Genomic DNA, 19,976 nt, shown 5'->3' with positions numbered 1-19,976 from the left:
GGGGTGTTCCATGGCCCAGGGTGTAAGGCGGGCGCTCAGATGCGCCTTCCTCCGCTCAGGCCGCAGAAGACAGAACAGAAGAGAGACGCTCACCCATGTCCTGGCTGTCCAGGTTCAGCCTCGCGCAACGGGCCCTGATAGGGCTGATGTCGATCGTCGCGATCGTCTTCGGAGCGATAGCGATACCGCAGCTCAAGCAACAGCTGCTGCCCACCATCGAACTCCCTGTGGTGTCCGTCCTGGCGCCGTACCAGGGCGCGTCCCCCGATGTGGTCGAGAAGCAGGTCGTCGAGCCCATCGAGGACAACCTCGAAGGCGTCGACGGCATCACCGGTGTCACCTCCACGGCCAGTGAGGGCAACGCGCTGATCACGGCGTCCTTCGACTACGGCAACGACACCAAGCAGCTCGTCGCCGACGTCCAGCAGGCCGTCAACCGGGCCCGCGTGCTGCTCCCGGACGGTGTGGACCCGCAGGTCGTCGCCGGTTCGACGGACGACATCCCCACCGTCGTGCTCGCCGTCACGTCCGACAAGGACCAGCAGGCCCTCTCCGACCAGCTCGACCGCACCGTGGTCCCCGACCTGCGGGCCATCGACGGCGTCGGCCAGGTCACGGTCGACGGCGTACGGGACGTCCAGATCACCGTCACCCCCGACGACAAGAAGCTTTCGGCGGCCGGCCTCACCTCCGCGGCCCTCGCCCAGGCACTCCAGGCGGGCGGCGCGACCGTCCCGGCGGGCTCGTTCGACGAGAACGGCAACAACCGCACGGTCCAGGTCGGCGGCGGCTTCACCTCGGTGCAGCAGATTGAGGACCTGATGGTGACGGGCCAGGCGGGCAAGGCTCCCGTGCGCCTGGCCGATGTGGCGGCCGTCAAGCAGGAGTCCGCGAAGGCCGACTCGATCACGCGTACGGACGGCAAGCCGAGCCTCGCGGTCAGCGTCACCATGGACAACGACGGCAGCGCGGTCGCGATCTCGGACGCGGTCGAGGACAAACTCGCCGACATGCGCAAGGACCTGGGTGCGGGTTCGACCATCACGGTGGTCAGCGACCAGGGCCCGGCGGTGGCGAAGTCCATCAAGGGCCTGACGACGGAGGGCGGCCTCGGCCTGCTCTTCGCGGTGATCGTCATCCTGGTCTTCCTGGCGTCGATCCGCTCGACCCTCGTCACGGCGGTCTCGATCCCGCTGTCGGTGGTCCTGGCGCTGATCGTCCTGTGGACCAGGGACCTGTCCCTGAACATGCTGACGCTGGGGGCGCTGACCATCGCGATCGGCCGGGTCGTCGACGACTCGATCGTCGTCCTGGAGAACATCAAACGACACCTCGGCTACGGCGAGGAGCGCCAGGAGGCGATCCTCAAGGCGGTCCGTGAAGTGGCGGGCGCGGTCACCTCGTCCACGCTCACCACCGTTGCCGTCTTCCTGCCGATCGGCCTCGTCGGCGGCATGGTCGGCCAGCTGTTCGGCTCGTTCAGCCTCACGGTGACGGCGGCCCTGCTGGCATCGCTCCTGGTCTCCCTGACCGTCGTACCCGTCCTGTCCTACTGGTTCCTGCGCGCCCCGAAGGACACCCCGGCGGATGCGGACGAGGCCCGCAGGCTGGCGGAGGAGAAGGAGGCGAAGAGCAGGCTCCAGCGTGTGTACGTCCCTGTCCTGCGCTTCGCCACCCGTCGCCGTCTGATGAGCGTGGCGATCGCGGCAGTGGTCCTGATCGGCACCTTCGGCATGGCACCGCTCCTGAAGACGAACTTCTTCGACCAGGGCGAGCAGGAAGTCCTCACGGTCAAGCAGCAGTTGAAGCCGGGCAGCAGCCTCGCGGCGACGGACGTCCAGGCGCAGAAGGTCGAGCAGCTGCTCGCGGACGTGAAGGGCGTCAAGGACTACCAGGTGACGATCGGCTCGTCCGGCTTCCTGGCGGCCTTCGGCGGCGGCACGGACACCAACCAGGCCTCGTACCAGATCATGCTGGAGGACTCGGCGTCGGCGGACGACGTCCAGGACAGCATCGAGGAGGGCCTCACCAAGCTCTCCGGCATCGGTACGACCACGATCGCGGCCGGTGACGGCTTCGGCAGCCAGGACCTGCGCGTCGTCGTGAAGGCGGCCGACGCGGACACCCTGCGCAAGGCGGCCGACGAGGTCCGCGACACGGTGGCCGGCCTGGACGACGTCACGGACGTGACGAGCAACCTCGCGCAGAGCGTGCCGCGCATCTCGGTGCGGGCCAACTCCAAGGCGGCGGCGGCCGGTTTCGACCAGCAGACGCTGGGCGCGGCGGTGGCCGAGGCGGTCAAGGGCACGACGGCCGCCAAGGTGACCCTGGACGACACCGAGCGCGACGTCGTCATCAAGTCGGCGAAGCCCGCCCAGACGCTGGACGAGCTGAAGGCGCTGGCGCTGGGCCCGGTGAAGCTGGGCGACATCGCGGACGTACGGCTGGTGGACGGCCCGGTGTCGATGACCCGGATCGACGGTCAGCGGGCCGCGACGATCACCGCCCGCCCGACCGGCGACAACACGGGCGCGGTCAGCGCCGACCTGACGACGAAGCTGGACGCCCTCAAGCTTCCCGAGGGCGCGACGGCGGAGATCGGCGGGGTGTCGTCCGACCAGGACGACGCGTTCAAGAACCTGGCGCTGGCGATGCTGGCGGCGATCGCGATCGTCTTCATGCTGCTGGTGGCGACGTTCCGTTCCCTGGTCCAGCCACTGATCCTCCTGGTGTCGATCCCGTTCGCGGCAACGGGCGCGATCGGCCTCCTGGTCGCCACGGGCACCCCGATGGGTGTCCCGGCGATGATCGGCATGCTGATGCTGATCGGCATCGTGGTGACGAACGCGATCGTCCTGATCGACCTGATCAACCAGTACCGCAGCCAGGGCTACGGGGTCGTGGAAGCGGTGATCGAAGGCGGCCGTCACCGCCTCCGCCCGATCCTGATGACCGCCCTGGCAACGATCTTCGCCCTCCTCCCGATGGCCCTGGGCGTGACGGGCGAGGGCGGCTTCATCGCCCAGCCGCTCGCGGTGGTCGTCATCGGCGGCCTGATCACCTCAACTGCCTTGACCCTGCTGCTCGTTCCGACGCTCTACGCGATGGTGGAACTGCGGAAGGAACGGCGAGCAAAGAAGAAGGCGGCGAAGAAGGCCGGGACGACGGGTACGCCGGTACAGGAGCCGGAGCCCGCGAGCGTGTGACGGACCGTGTGACGGTCTGATCCCTCCCTGCGGCCGGGTGCCGAACCCCTGTGGTTCGGCACCCGGCCGCAGCCGTGATCGGGTTCCGTATCCTGTGGGCTCGAACGGCCGTGCACGGGAAGGGGAATCGGGCGTGCTGCTGCACAAGGAGGACCCGAAATCGATCGGCGGGTACAAACTGGTCGATCGGCTCGGGTCCGGCGGCATGGGCATCGTCTACCGGGGCAGATCGCGCTCCGGGCGTGAGGTCGCCGTGAAGGTGGTGCACGCCCAGTACGCCCAGGACAAGGTCTTCCGCGCCCGGTTCCGGCAGGAGATCGAGGCCGTCCGCAAGGTGAGCGGCGCCTTCACCGCACCGGTCGTGGACGCCGATCCCGAGGCGGTACGCCCCTGGATGGCGACCCAGTACGTGCCCGGACGTTCCCTCGCCGACCGGATCCGCGAGGGCGGCGCCCTGCGCCCCGCCGAACTGCGGCAACTGGCCCTCGGGTTGGTGGAGGCGCTGCGCGACATCCACCGGGCCGGGGTCGTGCACCGGGACCTGAAGCCGGCGAACGTCCTGCTGGCCGGGGACGGCCCTCGTGTCATCGACTTCGGCATCTCCCGCGCGGCGGAGAACCACCAGACCCTGACCGAGACCGGCCAGATGATCGGCACCCCGCCCTTCATGTCACCGGAGCAGTTCACCGACGCCCGCACGGTCGGGCCCGCCTCGGACGTCTTCTCGCTCGGGGCGCTCCTGGTGTTCTCGGCCACCGGACGCGGCCCCTTCGACGCGGACAGCCCCTACCTGACCGCCTTCCGGGTCGTCCACGGGGCGCCCCAGCTGGACGGCGTGGCCCAGCCGCTGCGCGCGGTCCTGGCGCGCTGCCTGACCAAGGAGGCCGCCGACCGGCCCCGACTCGACGTGCTGGCACAGGAGTTCGCCGAGGCCCTGCCCGAGCCCGACCCCAGCGATCCGGACACCACGAGCCTCCGCCTGACCGAGCTGAGGACCGTCGAGGAGACCTACGCCGGCAACGGCGACGCGGCGTCCGCGAAGACCACGAGGGGCACCGGGGCCACCCGGTCCGGACGTGCGGGCGGCCGCAGGGTCCGCCCGTTGCTGGTCGCGGCCGGCACGGTGGGCACGCTGGCCCTGGGGACGGCGTGGTACGGGGCGTACGGTCCGGGATTCCCCGACGGTGCCGCGGTGGCGGGCTCCGCCCCGGTGGCGAGTTCCGCCCCGGTCACAGACTCCCGCTGGGCGACGGTCCCCACCGGATGGCAGCCCTGGCAGACGACGATGTTCGCCACGGCACAGCGGGGCGAGGTCAACGCGCTGGCGAAGGACAGCGGTGACTCGGGCGACGCCACCTGCCAGAGGTACGAGAACGCGGTCTACTGCGCGGGCAACAACGTCCTCCCGGTCCGTCTGGACGGCCGTACCGGCGACACCGTCTGGCGCTCCTCGCTCGCGTCCTCCGCCGAGGGCGCGGACACGGGGCGGAACATCTTCGAACTCCTCGGGGTGCGGGACGGTGCGATGATCGTCCAGCAGTCCGTCTACGGGGACGCCGAGGGCGCGAAGGTCAGCATTGTCGCCCTCGACACCGAGAGCGGCGAGCAGCTGTGGGCGCGGCAGCGGAACAGCATGGCCGTCGACCAGATCGTGTCCGGCGACCTCGTCCTGACCCCCGACCTCAGCGGCCGGCTGGTGACGGCCCGTTCTCCGCGCACCGGCGCCGACCGCTGGACCACGCAGCTGCCCTCCGACGACTACTGCCAGTTCGTGACGGCCGGCTCCCGCCTGTACGCGCACTGCTTCCCGGACGACGTGACCCAGGCCGCCGTACTCCTGGAGCTGGACAAGTCCGACGGATCGGTGCTCCGGCGCCTGAAGACCCCGCACACGAGCAGCCTGCTCGGCACCGTCGACGGCCGGCTGGCCTTCGTGGTCGGGGGCGACATCGGCCCGGCGCGCCCCGAGGAGCTGAAGTTCGGCGAGATCTGGCTGCTCGACCCGGACACCGGCGCCACCACCACGACGAAGCTGACGAAGACCTACGACGGCTCGGTACGGCTGGCCGCCGACACCCTGTGGATCGCCCAGGCCGACGGCCAGGTGATCGCCGTGTCCCCGCTGACCGGCAAACAGCTGTGGCAGACCCGGACCGGCGTCGAGGGCTCGGGTCAGCCCGTGTACGAACCCCGCACCCGCACCCTCTATCTGGCCAGCACCAGCGGCAGGGTCGCCGCCCTCGACACCCGCAAGGGCCCACTGCTGTGGGAGACGGGCACACACGCCGAGCAGTTCGCGAGCGGCGACGTGATCAAGTCCCAGGTGCTGCCGTACGGCGGCGCGCTGACCGTGAGCACCCCGGACGGCACCGTCTTCAGCCTCGACCCCGCTCACCGCACAGGGGGGTGAGCGGGGAGGGGGAGCGATGACTTCCGAGTGCGCCTCGAAGTCCATGAACCGGCGGTACTGGTCCGGATGCGCCTCGCGTTTCGCCAGCTCGTACAGCCCGTGGAAGTGCTTGTCCGTGCCGAAGGCCGCGTCGAGTTGTGCGGGCAGGTCGGGTGGCGGCATCAGTTCGGCCGTCTCGACCCGGGCCAGTGTGCTCTTGCTGGAGCTGAGGATGTCCGCCAGCTGTACGAGCGACAGCCGCGCGGCCTCGCGGTGGCGGCGCTGCTCCGCGCCGAAGTAGTGGCGGGCGGAGTGGTAAGGGGTCAGCTGCTGTGGCTTGAACGTCATCGGTCTCGCCTCTCGTTTCGTGCCTCTTGTTCCGGTCGTCCCGATCTCAACGCTGGGACACGGATCCCCTGTTGGGGACGCATGCCACACGGTGACGATGTAGGCACAAACGGTAATCGCCGGTGCTTGCGGCCGCCAGAGGGACCGGAGCGAAGGGAGTCACGTGATGATGCGCGACGGAATGGGTACGCAGCTACGGCTGCTGCCGTGGACCACACCCGAGGGCGGCCCGTGCTACCTCAGCACGTCCGACCCGAACAGCCGACTGTCGTGCATGGCGGACGAGTTGGAGGCGGAACTGCTCGACTCGGCGGAGTTCGTACTCGGGCAGGCGAAGCCGTTGCTGGCTGGGAAGGGCGTGGGGGAGCGGGAGTTGAGGTTCACCGGGGTACGGCTCGCCGAGGCGCTGGGGGATGCGTTGCGGATCGCGGTGAGTCGGGGGGCGCGGTTGCCGGAGGGATAAGGGGGTTGGGGGGAGAGGGAGCGTGCGGTCAGGGGAACGGTGACTACGACCCGCCGTACAGACGCTTCAGGTCCACGAGGACGGCTTCGCCGCGCTCGGCCGCCGCATGCAGCTCCGGGGAGAACCCGACGCCGCTGTAACAGGCGAGGCGGGTGTGGCTCGTGTCGATGCCTCGCGCCGCGAGGAGCCCGAGGATGTGGCGCAGTCGGTCGAGGTGGCGTACGTCCATCACCTTGTTCCACTTCGCCTCGCCGATCGACAGCAGGATGCCGTGGTCCTGGCCGACGGCCCCGCGTACGACGACGTCGACCTCGTGGGAGGTGCGCGCGGCCGGATCAGGGACCGTTCCCGAGGTGACGTCGATGGGCAGGCCGCCGAAGGTGTCGGGTTCGGCGTGCCGGGCGACCCACTCGCGGCACAACTGCTCGAAGTGGGGGCCGACGATTTTGCTCAGGAATGTGTCCCGGGACAGGGACCAGGTCGCCTTCAGGTTGCGTCGCTCGGCCATGAGGGCCTGGTTACGGCGTACCACCGCGTGATGGAACGTGATCAGCGGTTCGGCGATGCGGTAAGCGCTGCGGTTGCCGCGGAAAGCGTCCGCTTCCAAGGTCAGCAGTCCGCATCGCTTGAGTACCGTCAGCGGCTGGGAGATGTCCGTCGCCTTGCGGCCCACCGCGCTCGCGATGCCACCGCTGGTGTGGTTGCCGGCCGCGACTGCCGCGAGGACGGAGTGGTAGAGCGCGCGATCGCGCACGTCCGGTTCGGCGGCCAACAGGAACTCCGCCTCGCCGTGGATGGGGCGCATGGGATTGAGGACCGTACGGCACACCCAGTCGTCGAAGTCTTCCAGTCCCTCCGGTACGTCGTTGGCCACGAACTCCCGCCGGTAGGCCGGGGTTCCGCCGACCACGGCGTGCGTGAGGACGGCGAGTCTCGGGTCGGTGATGCCCCAGAACTCGGCCGCTTCCCGGTAACCCAGGGAGTGCACGACGAGGTTGAGCCTCGCGCGGCCGTACAACGGTGACGTGCCGGAGAGCAGACCACCCATGAACGACATCGCGCTCCCGCAAAGGAGGATGCGGGGGTGGTGGCGCAGATCGCGGCCGAATCCGGCTCCGATGGCCGCCTGGAGGCGGGAGGTGAGGGAGGTGTCGCCCCGGACCAGATACGGGAACTCGTCGATGACGATCGTGACGGGGCGCTGCGAGGCAAGGTCGAAGAGCAGCTCCAGGGCCTCGCTCCAGTGATGGGGGCGGGGCGGCACGGGAGCGTCCGTGAATCGTCCGATCTCCTCGCCGAGCAGACTCAGTGACTCGGCCCGTGTGGCCTCGACGGCGGCGAAGTAGAAGCCGTTCGTGGCTGAGGTGAGGGCTTTGAGCAGGAAACTCTTCCCCTGCCGGCGGCGCCCGGAGACAACCGCGAGGTGTGGTCCGGGCTCCTCGTCGGAGACGAACGCGGTCAGCTCGCTCCACTCCCAGTCGCGGTCGAAGATCTGGGACGGCTTGGGGATGCTGCGGCGGGACGGTCGCGGCACGGTCAGGTCACCTCGTTCTTAGGGATGCACATCTAAGATGTACATCCCTAAGAACGCGAGTGCACCCGATTGGACACGGGCGGCCCCGCTCACCCGCCTACGGCAGCGCCAGCATCCGCTCCAGCGCCAGCTTCGCGAAGGCTTCCGTCTCCCGGTCCACCGCTATCTGGTTGACCAGGTTGCCCTCGGCCAGGGACTCCAGGGTCCAGACCAGGTGGGGGAGGTCGATGCGGTTCATGGTCGAGCAGAAGCAGACCGTCTTGTCGAGGAAGACGACCTCCTTGTCCTCGCTCGCGAAACGGTTCGCCAGGCGGCGTACCAGGTTCAGTTCCGTCCCGATGGCCCACTTGGAGCCGGCCGGGGCCGCCTCCAGGGCCTTGATGATGTACTCGGTCGAACCGACGTAGTCCGCCGCTTCCACCACCTCGTGCTTGCACTCGGGGTGGACCAGGACGTTCACGCCGGGAATCCGGGCGCGGACGTCGTTCACCGAGTCGACGCTGAAGCGCCCGTGCACGGAGCAGTGCCCCCGCCACAGGATCATTTTCGCGGCGCGCAACTGCTCGACCGTCAGGCCGCCGTTCGGCTTGTGCGGGTTGTAGAGGACGCAGTCGTCGAGCGACATCCCCATGTCCCGTACCGCCGTGTTGCGGCCCAGGTGCTGGTCCGGCAGGAACAGGACCTTCTCGCCCTGCTCGAAGGCCCACCCGAGGGCGCGTTCGGCGTTCGACGACGTACAGATCGTGCCGCCGTGCTTGCCGGTGAACGCCTTGATGTCCGCCGAGGAGTTCATGTAGGAGACGGGCACGACCTGGTCGGCCACCCCGGCCTCCGTCAGGACGTCCCAGCACTCGGCGACCTGCTCGGCCGTCGCCATGTCCGCCATCGAGCAGCCGGCGGCCAGGTCGGGCAGGACCACCTTCTGGTCGTCGCCGGTCAGGATGTCCGCCGACTCCGCCATGAAGTGCACACCGCAGAACACGATGTACTCCGCCTCCGGGCGCGCGGCCGCGTCCCGGGCCAGCTTGAAGGAGTCGCCCGTGACGTCCGCGAACTGGATGACCTCGTCGCGCTGGTAGTGGTGGCCGAGGACGAAGACCTTGTCACCGAGCTTCTCCTTGGCCGCACGGGCACGTGCCACCAGGTTCGGGTCCGAGGGGGAGGGAAGGTCACCGGGACACTCGACGCCGCGCTCGCTCTTCGGGTCGGCCTCGCGGCCGAGGAGCAGCAGGGCGAGGGGCGTCGGCTGTACGTCGAGGTCCTGCGTCTGGGCGGTGGTCACGACACGCACCCTTTCTGTTCATGCCTTTTCGTCGAATTGACGTTATCTATCGTAACCGCTTCACGTCACTTTGACGAGGTCCATAGCGTCGATGTGACATGAATCCCGGAGGCGGTTCCCGGACCGGGCCTAGGTTGTCCACAGGGCGCTGTTCGCGTTCTTGCGTGTGTGCGAGCATGGAGGGGAGAACGGAAAGAACAGACTCTCGGCCCGGAATGAATCCGCGGCCCAGCCGGTTGCACTCGTCGGCAAGCAGTCTCCGTACAACCCGGGAGAGATGTAGATGTCCGTATCGGACGAGACCAGCACCGTCACCGACGGCATCATCCTGTCCGACGCCGCCGCGGCGAAGGTCAAGGCCCTGCTCGACCAGGAAGGCCGTGAGGATCTGGCCCTGCGCGTCGCGGTCCAGCCCGGCGGTTGCTCGGGTCTGCGCTACCAGCTGTTCTTCGACGAGCGTTCCCTCGACGGTGACGTTCTCAAGGACTTCGACGGTGTGAAGGTCGTCACCGACCGCATGAGCGCTCCCTACCTCGGCGGCGCCTCCATCGACTTCGTCGACACCATCGAGAAGCAGGGCTTCACGATCGACAACCCGAACGCGACGGGCTCCTGCGCCTGCGGTGACTCGTTCAGCTAAGCGCCACAGCGAAGTCCCAGGTCATACGCTCTACGTCGTACGTGTGAAGGCGGCGCCCCCTCCGACGGGGCGCCGCCTTCACGCGTACCGGGCGGGTTACTTCTTGGCGAAGTCGCCCTCGGGGATCGACTTTCCGTCCGCCCCCACGACCTTCCGGTCACCCAGCGGCTCGTCCAGCTGCACGGTCTCGTACATCGCCTTGGCGATCAGGATGCAGACCTTGCCCTTCTCGGACGACGAGGTCACCGCCACCTTCACCTGGTCCTCGTTCGCGCCGTCCGCCCCGTCCTCGCTCACCGAGGCCGAGTACGTGCTGCACACCCCGCCCCAGAAGCCCAGGGTCAGCTCCTTGCCGTCGCCGGAGACCGTGTAACCCTCGATCTTCTCGTCATGCGTCGTCGTCCCGGACGTCGGCTCGTCGCCCGGCGCGGTCGGCGTGGGCGTCGGGGACGGCTCCGCGCTCGTCGCCGCCCCGGCCAGATACCGGGGGTCGACCGCGGGATACGTCACCGTGAAGCCCTCGGCGGCACCCTGGGGCCGTACCTCGAACAGCCACGACGGCACCAGCGCCGGCTGCCCGGACACGGAGTGCGAGGCCAGTCCGAACACCGCCTTCTCGACGCCGAGCGACTCCCGCTCCGGCGCCGTCGCGCCACAGGGCGCCTCCAGACGATCCTTCAGCGGTGCGGGGGTCGCGCAGCCCCCGATGCCCGCGCGGGGCCCGGGAGTCGCCACGGCTCCCGGCGAGTTGAGCAGATCGAGCGTCTTCTGCGCGCCGAGCACCGGATACGTGTCGCTCTTCACCGGCGTCGCCAACTGGCCGCTGCCGCCCACGACTTCGCCCTGCGCGCTGACCTGGATGCCGGTCGTCCAGCCGTACGTGGGCAGCCCGCCGACCAGCGGGTTGGCGTTCACCACCCGCTGGTCGCCCATGAGCTGGCTCGCGTCGAGCTTCGCGTCGTCCTGGCCGACCGCCTTCAGGACCGGCGCCGCCGCCTTCTTCGCCGCCGCCTCGCTCACCGGTTCGACGGCGATGTCGGGGGACGCGGGCTGCGGGCACTCGGTGGTGCTCTTGCAGTTGTCGGAGCCGCCGCCGACGTACCGGCTGAAGGTCCAGGTCCCGGGCGCCTGCTTGTTCACCCGCAGGGTCGGACCCGTCCCGTCCTTCGCCGCGCCGACCAGCCAGCCGTCGGCCTCCGCCACCGGCTTCCCCTCGACGCCGAGGGCCTCGGCCAGCCGGGTCACCTCGGCGGCCGTCGTCTCGTCCTTCGCCGTCGAGTACACCGGCGCGGAGGCGGGCCCCGCGGGCAGCTCACCGTCGGCGCGGTAGATCACGCCGTTCGGGTCGGGCTCACCCGGCGCGATGCCGCTGTTACCGCCGCCATCGCCCTCGGTGTAGCCGTCGAGGGCCAGCGGCGGGGGAGTGGTGTTGTCGCCGCCCGGCGCGGACGTGTCCGTACGGTCGTCGTCGCCCGAGCCGCCGGTCACGCTGGTGGCGAGATACGCCCCGCCGCCCCCGACGAGCAGGACCGCGGCCGCGACCGAGGCGACGAGCACCGGGGACCGGCGCCGGGACGGGCGCCCCGCGCCGCTCTCCTCGGCACCTTGTGCACCCTCGGTGGTGGCGTCGACGTCGGCCTCGGGGGCCTTGTCGTCGGCGTCGTCGTGATCGGGTCGCTCGGTGTTCACCGCATCGCTCCTTCGGCTCCCAGCTGTCCCGGCTGCCGCGACCGCCCCGGCCCTGTCACGGACAGACACCGAGGGGTCGTACACCGCATCCTCTTTACGGGGGACAGCGATGGGACGCAACGGGGGAGCGCACGGTTCCCGTCGAGCGCTGGTCGCCGGGCCGGGGTGCCGTCAGTCGCCGTAGTAGGGCATCGCGTCCACCAGCCGGGCCGAGGCGGGCGAGACGGTCACTCCGTGGATTCGGGACGGGGAGACGGGCAGGGTGATGATCCGGTCCGGGGCCGCCCAGTGCGGTGCCATCCGGGCGCAGTCGCCGCGCAGGGAGGCCAGATCCCCTTCGAGGTCGTGCGAGGCCGCGCCCCGGCCCTCCGAGTGGACCTGTGGGACCTGGTGGACCTTGAAGTTCGTCATACCGGAACCGTATGCACCGGATACCCGTCCGAGAAAGATCTACTATCGGGTAGTTTTGCCTGCTACAGCGAGCACGGGCCGACCGGGTAGCGTGAACTGTCAATCCCGCCACCCCTGCAGGAGAGTGTCTCCGTCGTGCGTATCGCAGTCACCGGCTCCATCGCCACCGACCACCTGATGACCTTTCCCGGCCGTTTCGCCGACCAGCTCGTAGCGGATCAGCTGCACACGGTCTCGCTCTCCTTCCTGGTCGACAACCTCGACGTCCGCCGGGGTGGCGTGGGCGCGAACATCGCCTTCGGCATGGGCCAGCTCGGCACCAAGCCGATCCTCGTCGGCGCCGCCGGCTCCGACTTCGACGAGTACCGCGCCTGGCTGGACCGGCACGGCGTGGACACCGACTCGGTGCGCATCTCCGAGACGCTGCACACCGCCCGTTTCGTGTGCACCACCGACGCCGACCACAACCAGATCGGCTCCTTCTACACCGGTGCCATGAGCGAGGCCCGGCTCATCGAGCTGAAGACCGTCGCCGACCGGGTGGACGGCCTCGACCTGGTCCTGATCGGCGCGGACGACCCGGAGGCGATGCTCCGCCACACGGAGGAGTGCCGCACGCGGTCCATCCCCTTCGCCGCCGACTTCTCCCAGCAGATCGCCCGCATGGGCGGCGACGACATCAAGGTCCTGCTGGAGGGCGCCGCGTACCTCTTCTCGAACGAGTACGAGAAGGGCCTCATCGAGTCGAAGACCGGCTGGTCCGACGCCGAGATCCTCGCCAAGGTCGGCACCCGGGTGACCACCCTCGGCTCGCGGGGCGTGCGCATCGAGCGCGTCGGCGAGGACCCGATCGAGGTCGGCTGCCCGGAGGAGGAGGCCAAGGTCGAGCCGACGGGCGTCGGCGACGCGTTCCGCGCGGGGTTCCTGTCGGGACTGGCGTGGGGGGTGTCGCTGGAGCGGGCGGCGCAGGTCGGCTGCATGCTCGCCACCCTCGTCATCGAGACGGTCGGCACCCAGGAGTACCGCCTCCAGCGCGCCCACTTCATGGACCGCTTCCGCAAGGCGTACGGGGACGACGCGGCGACCGAGGTTCAGCAGCACCTGGGCTGATTTTGTCGTCTGCGGGCGCGTGGGGGCTGGTCGCGCACACGCGGCGGTAGCCGCACATTGACACAGCCCCGCGCCCCTCTGGGGCGCGTTCAGCTCACCCGGCGGATCAGATATGCCGTTCCCTTTTCCGCCGGTTCCTCGCCCACGTACTCCTGGTCCCGCATCTCGCACCACGCCGGGATGTCCAGCCGCGCCGCCTCGTCGTCCGAGAGGACCCGGACCGTGGCGCCCACCGGGACATCGCCGATCACCTTCGCCAGCTCGATCACCGGGATCGGGCACCGCTTGCCGAGGGCGTCCACGACGAGCGCGTCCCCCTCGCCCACGGCGGCGACCGTCACCGGAACCGGCGCGCCCAGCTTCTCCCGTACGGCCGCCACCGCGTCCGGCAGCACCGACAGGAACCGTTCGACGTCCTCCTCCGCGGTGCCCGGCGGCAACGACACCCTCACGTTGCCCTCACTCAGCACCCCCATCGCCCTCAGCACATGGCTGGGCGTCAGCGTGCTGCTCGTACAGGACGACCCGGACGAGACGGAGAAACCCTCCCGATCCAGCTCGTGCAGCAGTGTCTCCCCGTCGACATAGAGACACGAGAAGGTGACGATGCCGGGCAGCCGGCGTACCGGATCGCCGACCACATCCACATCCGGGACCAGCTGCGGCACCCGCGCCCGGATCCGCTCCGTCAACTCCCGCAGCCGTACGGCCTCCTGGGCTGCCTCGGCCCGTACCGCGCGCAGCGAGGCCGCCGCCGCGACGATCGCCGGGATGTTCTCGAACCCGGCGGCCCGCCCCGACTCCCGCTCGTCGACGGGCCCTTGAGCGGCGAACCGCACCCCCTTGCGGACGACCAGCAGCCCGACCCCGGAAGGCCCACCCCATTTGTGGGCGCTCGCGGTCAACAGCGACCAGGGTCCCGCGACCGCCCCCCACCCCAGCGACTGCGCCGCGTCCACCAGCAGCGGCACACCCGCCGCCTGGCACACCTGTGCCACCTCCGCCACCGGCTGCTCGGTCCCCACCTCGTGGTTGGCCGACTGGAGACAGGCCAGCGCCGTGTCCGGGCGTACGGCGGCCTCGTACGCCTCGACGGCCACGCCACCGGCGCGGTCGACGGCGACCGTCGTCACCGCGCCACCCGCCGCCTCCCACGCCTCCGCCGAATGGAGCACCGACGAGTGTTCGACCGCTGACACGATCAGGTGGCGCCCGACCCGACGCCGCCCGGCGAGAGCGCCCGCCATACCGGTGTGCACGGCCCGCGTGCCCGACGACGTGAACGTCAGCTCATCGGCCCGGCACCCAACGGCGTCGGCCGCCGCTTCCCGGGCGGCGTCCAGCAACATCCGGGCCCGCCGCCCTTCCCTGTACAAACGCGCGGGATCAGCCCACCCTTCGTCGAGCGAGGCTTGCAGCGCCTGCCGGGCAACGGGATGAAGGGGAGCTGAGGAGGCCGCATCAAAGTAGGACACACGGCAACGCTAAGCGCCCTGAAGGGGCGCGGGGAACTGCGCGATCAACCACAACGCACCCGCACCCGCCGTACAACCCGAACCCCCACCCCCTCAGGCGCCCCCGACCCCTCGTCAGAACGCCCCCAACCCCGCCCATCCCACCCCTTCGGAGTGACCCACGGCGCGTTGGGGACCCTCCCCGCGCGACCCCAAAAAGCGTCCAGTAGGGTTTGGTCCGCATAAACATCCAAACCCCTGCCCGACGCAGGGCGGCGACCGACCCCGAGAAGGCAGGCCGCAGCCAATCCGCGCGGGCGAGACTCTCGGGAAGGCGCTACGTGAGTCCCAACGGCTCCGACCTCCCCCACGCCCTGGGGGGCGCGGGCGGTACCCCCACGCCGCGGCGCCCGATGCGGCGGAAGCTGCTGCAGGCGATGACTGCGGGCCTGGTCCTTGTGACCGCGACCGGTTGCACATACAAGGACTTCCCCCGCCTTGGTATGCCCACCCCGACCACGGAAGAGGCTCCGCGGATCCTCTCCCTGTGGCAGGGATCCTGGGCAGCCGCGCTCGCCACCGGCGTGCTGGTCTGGGGCCTGATCCTGTGGAGCGCCATGTTCCACCGGCGCAGCCGCACCAAGGTCGAAGTACCTCCGCAGACCCGGTACAACATGCCCATCGAGGCGCTGTACACCGTGGTCCCGCTCATCATCGTCTCGGTGCTCTTCTACTTCACGGCACGTGACGAGTCGAAGCTCCTCGACGTCTCCAAGAAGCCAGATCTGACGGTCAACGTCGTGGGCTTCCAGTGGAGCTGGGGCTTCAACTACATCGAGAACGTCGAGGGTTCCACCGGCAACGCGAACACCGACGAGAACCTGGCCGCCATTCCGGACCGGTTCAAGAAGGACTTCCCGGCGGCCGCCGGCGGCGTCTACGACGTCGGCACGCCCGGTGTGAAGAACCCGCAGACCGGCAACCCCGGTCCGACCCTCTGGCTCCCCAAGGGCAAGACGGTCCGCTTCGTCCTCACCTCGCGTGACGTCATCCACTCCTTCTGGGTGGTGCCGTTCCTGATGAAGCAGGACGTCATCCCGGGCCACACCAACGCCTTCCAGGTGACCCCCAACAAGGAGGGCACCTTCCTGGGCAAGTGTGCGGAGCTTTGCGGCGTCGACCACTCCAGGATGCTGTTCAACGTGAAGGTCGTCTCCCCCGAGCGCTACGAGCAGCACCTCAAGGACCTCGCGAAGAAGGGGCAGACCGGTTACATTCCCGCCGGCATCGCGCAGACGAGCCACGAGAAGAACCGGGAGACGACAAACCTGTGAGCATCCTCAACGAACCCCAGGGTGCCGCCGCAGCTGAGGACTCGTACGAGAACGAGCTGCCGGTACGGCGCAAGCAGCCCGGCAACGTGGTCATCAAGTGGCTCACCACCACCGACCACAAGACGATCGGCACGCTGTATCTGGTGACGTCGTTCGCGTTCTTCTGCATCGGTGGCGTGATGGCGCTGTTCATGCGCGCCGAGCTGGCCCGGCCGGGTCTGCAGATCATGTCGAACGAGCAGTTCAACCAGGCGTTCACGATGCACGGCACGATCATGCTGCTGATGTTCGCGACGCCGCTGTTCGCCGGTTTCACCAACTGGATCATGCCGCTGCAGATCGGCGCCCCCGACGTCGCGTTCCCGCGGCTGAACATGTTCGCCTACTGGCTGTACCTGTTCGGCTCGCTGATCGCCGTCGGCGGCTTCCTCACCCCCTCGGGTGCGGCCGACTTCGGCTGGTTCGCCTACTCCCCGCTCTCCGACGCGGTCCGCTCGCCGGGCATCGGCGCGGACCTGTGGATCATGGGCCTGGCCTTCTCCGGCTTCGGCACCATCCTCGGCGCGGTCAACTTCATCACCACCATCATCTGCATGCGCGCACCCGGCATGACCATGTTCCGCATGCCGATCTTCGTGTGGAACGTGCTGCTGACCGCGGTCCTCGTCCTGCTGGCCTTCCCTGTCCTCGCCGCCGCGCTGTTCGCGCTGGAGGCGGATCGGAAATTCGGCGCACACATCTTCGATGCCGCGAACGGTGGTGCCCTGTTGTGGCAGCACCTGTTCTGGTTCTTCGGGCATCCAGAGGTGTACATCATCGCGTTGCCGTTCTTCGGCATCATCTCCGAGGTCATCCCGGTCTTCTCCCGCAAGCCGATGTTCGGCTACATGGGCCTGATCGGCGCGACCATCGCCATCGCGGGCCTCTCCGTGACGGTGTGGGCGCACCACATGTACGTCACCGGCGGTGTGCTGCTGCCGTTCTTCTCCTTCATGACGTTCCTGATCGCCGTGCCAACAGGCGTGAAGTTCTTCAACTGGATCGGAACGATGTGGAAGGGGTCCTTGTCCTTCGAGACCCCGATGCTCTGGGCCACCGGCTTCCTGATCACCTTCACCTTCGGTGGTCTGACCGGTGTCATCCTGGCGTCGCCGCCGATGGACTTCCATGTCTCGGACTCGTACTTCGTGGTGGCGCACTTCCACTACGTGGTGTTCGGCACGGTCGTCTTCGCGATGTTCTCCGGGTTCCACTTCTGGTGGCCGAAGATGACCGGCAAGATGCTCGACGAGCGCCTCGGCAAGATCACGTTCTGGACGCTGTTCATCGGCTTCCACGGCACCTTCCTCGTCCAGCACTGGCTGGGCGCCGAGGGCATGCCGCGCCGGTACGCGGACTATCTCGATGCCGACGGCTTCACCGCGCTGAACACGATCTCGACGATCAGTTCGTTCCTGCTCGGTCTGTCCGTGCTCCCGTTCTTCTACAACGTGTGGAAGACCGCGAAGTACGGCAAGAAGGTCGAGGTCGACGACCCGTGGGGCTACGGCCGCTCGCTGGAGTGGGCCACGTCCTGCCCGCCCCCGCGTCACAACTTCCTCACCCTGCCGCGTATTCGCAGTGAATCCCCGGCGTTCGACCTGCACCACCCGGAGATCGCGGCGCTCGACCAGCTGGAGAACGCCGGGCACGGCGAAAAGGCTCTCGCAGGCGGCAAGGAGGCGGGCAAGTGAAGGTCCAGGGCAAGATGTTCATCTGGCTCGCCGTCTTCGTCCTCGCCATGGCGATCGTCTACGGCGTGTGGTCGAAGGAGCCGGCGGGCACCACGGCGCTCTTCCTGGCCTTCGGCCTGTGCATCATGGTCGGCTACTACCTGGCCTTCACGGCCCGGCGGACCGACCAGCTCGCGCAGGACAACAAGGAAGCCGACATCGCGGACGAGGCCGGTGAGGTCGGGTTCTTCAGCCCGCACAGCTGGCAGCCGCTCTCGCTGGCGATCGGCGGCGCGCTCCTGTTCCTGAGCGTCGCGATCGGCTGGTGGCTGGCGTACTTCTCGGCTCCGCTGCTCCTGGTGGGCCTGTGGGGCTGGGTCTTCGAGTACTACCGCGGTGAGAACCGCACCCAGTAGCACGCTCTGCGCGCAGAGGAGCCCGGACACTCCGTCAGGAGGGTCCGGGCTCCCTCTTTTGCCACACCTTCGTTCCCTCGCACGGATCACCCGCCGCGCCGAGGACGACGCGCGTTCATAGCGTGAGGCCATGAGGCACTCACCGCGTAACCGCACGGTCGTCAGCTGCACCCTCCTGGTGGCCGCCCTGGGCGCGTCCGCCACCGCCTGCGGCTCCGACGGCCACCCCCTCTCGGCGAAGCCGTACGACGCCGCTGAGCAGATCTCCTTCAGCGGCTCTGTCGGCGACGGGAAGAAGGCCGACCCGGACAAGCCCCTGGAGGTCACCTCCGAGGACTCGGACGGCCGCATCACGGACGTCACGGCCGTCGACGCGGCCGGACGCTACGTGGCCGGCGAACTCTCCGCCGACGGCAGCCGCTGGCACAGCACCTCACCCCTGGCCGCAGGCGCCCACTACACGGTCCGGGTGAGCACGGAGGACGAGGACGGCGCCCCCGGCCGCGAGACCCGCACCTTCGACACCAGCAGGCCGACCACCAAGAAGCGCCTGAACGTCACCTTCGGCCCGAAGACGGGCACCTACGGCGTGGGCCAGCCGGTGACGGCCGAACTCAGCGAACCCGTACGGGGAAAGGCACAGCGCGCGATAGTCGAGCGCGCCCTCAAGGTGGACTCGGCCCCCACCGTCGAGGGCGCGTGGCACTGGGTGGACGACAAGGAACTCCACTACCGCCCCAAGGAGTACTGGCCCACCCGGGCCACGATCCAGGTGCGCAGCAACCTGCCCGGCATCAAGGTCGGCGACCGCCTCTGGGGCGGCACGGCCAAGCCCCTGAAGTTCACGACGGGCGACCGCGTCATAGCCGTCACGGACGCGTCGTCCCACGTGATGACCGTCTACAAGAACGACAAGGTGATCAACACCATCCCGGTCACCACGGGCAAGGCCGGCTTCGAGACCCGCAACGGCGTCAAGGTCGTCCTCGGCAAGGAGTACTTCGTACGGATGCGCGGCACCAGCATCGGCATAGCCGAGGGCAGCGCCGAGTCGTACGACCTGCCCGTCTACTACGCCACCCGGGTCACCTGGAGCGGCGAGTACGTGCACGCCGCCCCCTGGTCCGTGGGCTCCCAGGGCTCCGCCAACGTCAGCCACGGCTGCACCGGAATGAGCACCGGCAACGCCGAGTGGTTCTTCGACAACGTCCGCGAGGGCGACGTCGTCAAGGTCGTCAACTCCTACGGCGACACCATGGAGACCTTCGGCAACGGCTTCGGCGACTGGAACCTGGACTGGACCAAGTGGCAGGGCGGCAGCGCCCTCACCACTATTTCTCCGGACGGCTCAAGCCCGGCCGACCGGGTGCGCCTGACTCCGGAGAGCGTGTGAACGAGGGGCGCGCCAATAGGGGCGCGGGGAACTGCGCGACAAGCCACAGCGCACCCGCACCCGCCTGACGAACCGCAGCCCCAACCCCGCTAGGCGCTCAAAGCCCTCTTCGACCGCAACAGAGAAGCCAACGCCGACGCGAACTCCACCGGATCCACCGGCAAGGTCACCGCCCCGTCCGCCCGACTCCACGTCGCCAGCCACGCGTCCTGCGGCCGCCCGATCAGCAACAGCACCGGCGGACACTCGAACACCTCGTCCTTGATCTGCCGGCACATCCCCATGCCCCCCATGGGCACGGCCTCGCCGTCCAGGACACAGACATCGATCCCGCCCTTGTCCAGCTCCTTCAGGACAGCGGCGGGAGTGGCGCACTCCAGGAACTCGACGATGGGAACGTCGGGAGCGGGCCTGCGCCCGGTCGCCAACCGCACCTGCTCGCGGGTGTTGGAGTCGTCGCTGTAGACCAGCACCGTGGCGGTCGGCTGCATTGTGCCCTCCGAGACATCAGCGTCGTACGGACAGACGGACCAGGTCCGTTGGGCCGGATGCTACTCCCTCGGACACTCCGTCTGAACACCTCGTCAACACCGGC

Annotated in this window: 15 protein-coding genes and 1 pseudogene; 9 read left to right on the top strand and 7 right to left on the bottom strand. The window is 69.0% G+C overall.

What is annotated here, in order from left to right:
- The first annotated feature begins 95 nt into the window (after nucleotides 1-95).
- Nucleotides 96-3,206 (top strand): efflux RND transporter permease subunit, encoded by a 3,111-nt coding sequence (locus ACH4TV_RS01630; protein ID WP_398393105.1) that lies wholly within the window; start codon nucleotides 96-98, stop codon nucleotides 3,204-3,206.
- Nucleotides 3,207-3,339: 133 nt separating this feature from the next.
- A complete protein-coding gene (locus tag ACH4TV_RS01625) occupies nucleotides 3,340-5,616 on the top strand; it encodes a protein kinase (RefSeq protein ID WP_398393103.1) in 2,277 nt (758 codons plus the stop codon).
- Nucleotides 5,617-5,631: 15 nt separating this feature from the next.
- Here the strand turns inward: ACH4TV_RS01625 and ACH4TV_RS01620 are convergent.
- A pseudogene (locus ACH4TV_RS01620) lies at nucleotides 5,632-5,943 on the bottom strand (multiprotein-bridging factor 1 family protein); the annotation flags it as partial.
- A gap of 166 nt (nucleotides 5,944-6,109) precedes the next feature.
- Between ACH4TV_RS01620 and ACH4TV_RS01615 the strand changes: the two are divergent.
- Nucleotides 6,110-6,406: a hypothetical protein gene (locus tag ACH4TV_RS01615; protein WP_398393101.1), complete on the top strand. Its 297-nt coding sequence runs from the start codon at nucleotides 6,110-6,112 to the stop codon at nucleotides 6,404-6,406.
- A gap of 43 nt (nucleotides 6,407-6,449) precedes the next feature.
- Here the strand turns inward: ACH4TV_RS01615 and ACH4TV_RS01610 are convergent, their stop codons facing one another.
- Both ACH4TV_RS01610 and nadA read right to left on the bottom strand, forming a co-directional pair.
- Nucleotides 6,450-7,940: an ATP-binding protein gene (locus ACH4TV_RS01610; RefSeq protein ID WP_398393099.1), complete on the bottom strand. Its 1,491-nt coding sequence runs from the start codon at nucleotides 7,938-7,940 to the stop codon at nucleotides 6,450-6,452.
- A 97-nt stretch (nucleotides 7,941-8,037) separates the two neighbouring features.
- Entirely contained in the window at nucleotides 8,038-9,222 is a 1,185-nt protein-coding gene (nadA, locus tag ACH4TV_RS01605) for a quinolinate synthase NadA (protein ID WP_398393097.1), read from the bottom strand.
- A gap of 283 nt (nucleotides 9,223-9,505) precedes the next feature.
- Between nadA and ACH4TV_RS01600 the strand changes: the two genes are divergently transcribed.
- Nucleotides 9,506-9,862, top strand: coding sequence for an iron-sulfur cluster assembly accessory protein (locus tag ACH4TV_RS01600; protein WP_006380335.1), 357 nt, complete (start codon nucleotides 9,506-9,508; stop codon nucleotides 9,860-9,862).
- 96 nt (nucleotides 9,863-9,958) lie between these two features.
- Here ACH4TV_RS01600 and ACH4TV_RS01595 read toward each other — a convergent pair whose 3' ends face one another.
- Complete coding sequence (locus ACH4TV_RS01595; RefSeq protein ID WP_398393095.1) at nucleotides 9,959-11,551, bottom strand: hypothetical protein; 1,593 nt, start codon at nucleotides 11,549-11,551, stop codon at nucleotides 9,959-9,961.
- A gap of 171 nt (nucleotides 11,552-11,722) precedes the next feature.
- Complete coding sequence (locus ACH4TV_RS01590; RefSeq protein ID WP_398393093.1) at nucleotides 11,723-11,962, bottom strand: hypothetical protein; 240 nt, start codon at nucleotides 11,960-11,962, stop codon at nucleotides 11,723-11,725.
- A 135-nt stretch (nucleotides 11,963-12,097) separates the two neighbouring features.
- Between ACH4TV_RS01590 and ACH4TV_RS01585 the strand changes: the two genes are divergently transcribed.
- Entirely contained in the window at nucleotides 12,098-13,072 is a 975-nt protein-coding gene (locus tag ACH4TV_RS01585) for a carbohydrate kinase family protein (RefSeq protein WP_398393091.1), read from the top strand.
- An 89-nt stretch (nucleotides 13,073-13,161) separates the two neighbouring features.
- Here ACH4TV_RS01585 and ACH4TV_RS01580 read toward each other — a convergent pair whose 3' ends face one another.
- Nucleotides 13,162-14,547: a cysteine desulfurase/sulfurtransferase TusA family protein gene (locus ACH4TV_RS01580; RefSeq protein WP_398393089.1), complete on the bottom strand. Its 1,386-nt coding sequence runs from the start codon at nucleotides 14,545-14,547 to the stop codon at nucleotides 13,162-13,164.
- A gap of 320 nt (nucleotides 14,548-14,867) precedes the next feature.
- On the opposite strand from ACH4TV_RS01580, the gene coxB reads away from it, so the two are divergent.
- The 4 genes from coxB (at nucleotide 14,868) to ACH4TV_RS01560 (ending at nucleotide 19,381) form a co-directional block, all read left to right on the top strand.
- Nucleotides 14,868-15,860, top strand: a complete 993-nt coding sequence (gene coxB / locus ACH4TV_RS01575; RefSeq protein ID WP_398393087.1) for a cytochrome c oxidase subunit II — start codon at nucleotides 14,868-14,870, stop codon at nucleotides 15,858-15,860.
- Complete coding sequence (gene ctaD / locus ACH4TV_RS01570) at nucleotides 15,857-17,593, top strand: cytochrome c oxidase subunit I (RefSeq protein ID WP_398393085.1); 1,737 nt, start codon at nucleotides 15,857-15,859, stop codon at nucleotides 17,591-17,593. The genes coxB and ctaD overlap by 4 nt, the downstream gene beginning before the upstream one ends.
- On the top strand, nucleotides 17,590-17,988 hold the full coding sequence (locus tag ACH4TV_RS01565) for a cytochrome c oxidase subunit 4 (RefSeq protein ID WP_398393083.1): 399 nt from the start codon (nucleotides 17,590-17,592) through the stop codon (nucleotides 17,986-17,988). The genes ctaD and ACH4TV_RS01565 overlap by 4 nt, the downstream gene beginning before the upstream one ends.
- Nucleotides 17,989-18,118: 130 nt before the next feature.
- On the top strand, nucleotides 18,119-19,381 hold the full coding sequence (locus tag ACH4TV_RS01560; RefSeq protein ID WP_398393081.1) for an Ig-like domain-containing protein: 1,263 nt from the start codon (nucleotides 18,119-18,121) through the stop codon (nucleotides 19,379-19,381).
- An 89-nt stretch (nucleotides 19,382-19,470) separates the two neighbouring features.
- Here the strand turns inward: ACH4TV_RS01560 and ACH4TV_RS01555 are convergent, their stop codons facing one another.
- Complete coding sequence (locus ACH4TV_RS01555; protein WP_398393079.1) at nucleotides 19,471-19,872, bottom strand: hypothetical protein; 402 nt, start codon at nucleotides 19,870-19,872, stop codon at nucleotides 19,471-19,473.
- Nucleotides 19,873-19,976 lie beyond the last annotated feature (104 nt).

Source organism: Streptomyces sp. NPDC020898, from assembly GCF_044333925.1.
Taxonomy (GTDB): domain Bacteria; phylum Actinomycetota; class Actinomycetes; order Streptomycetales; family Streptomycetaceae; genus Streptomyces.
The sequence above is the reverse complement of the archived record's forward strand: the minus strand, read 5'-3'. Positions and strand labels throughout refer to the sequence as shown.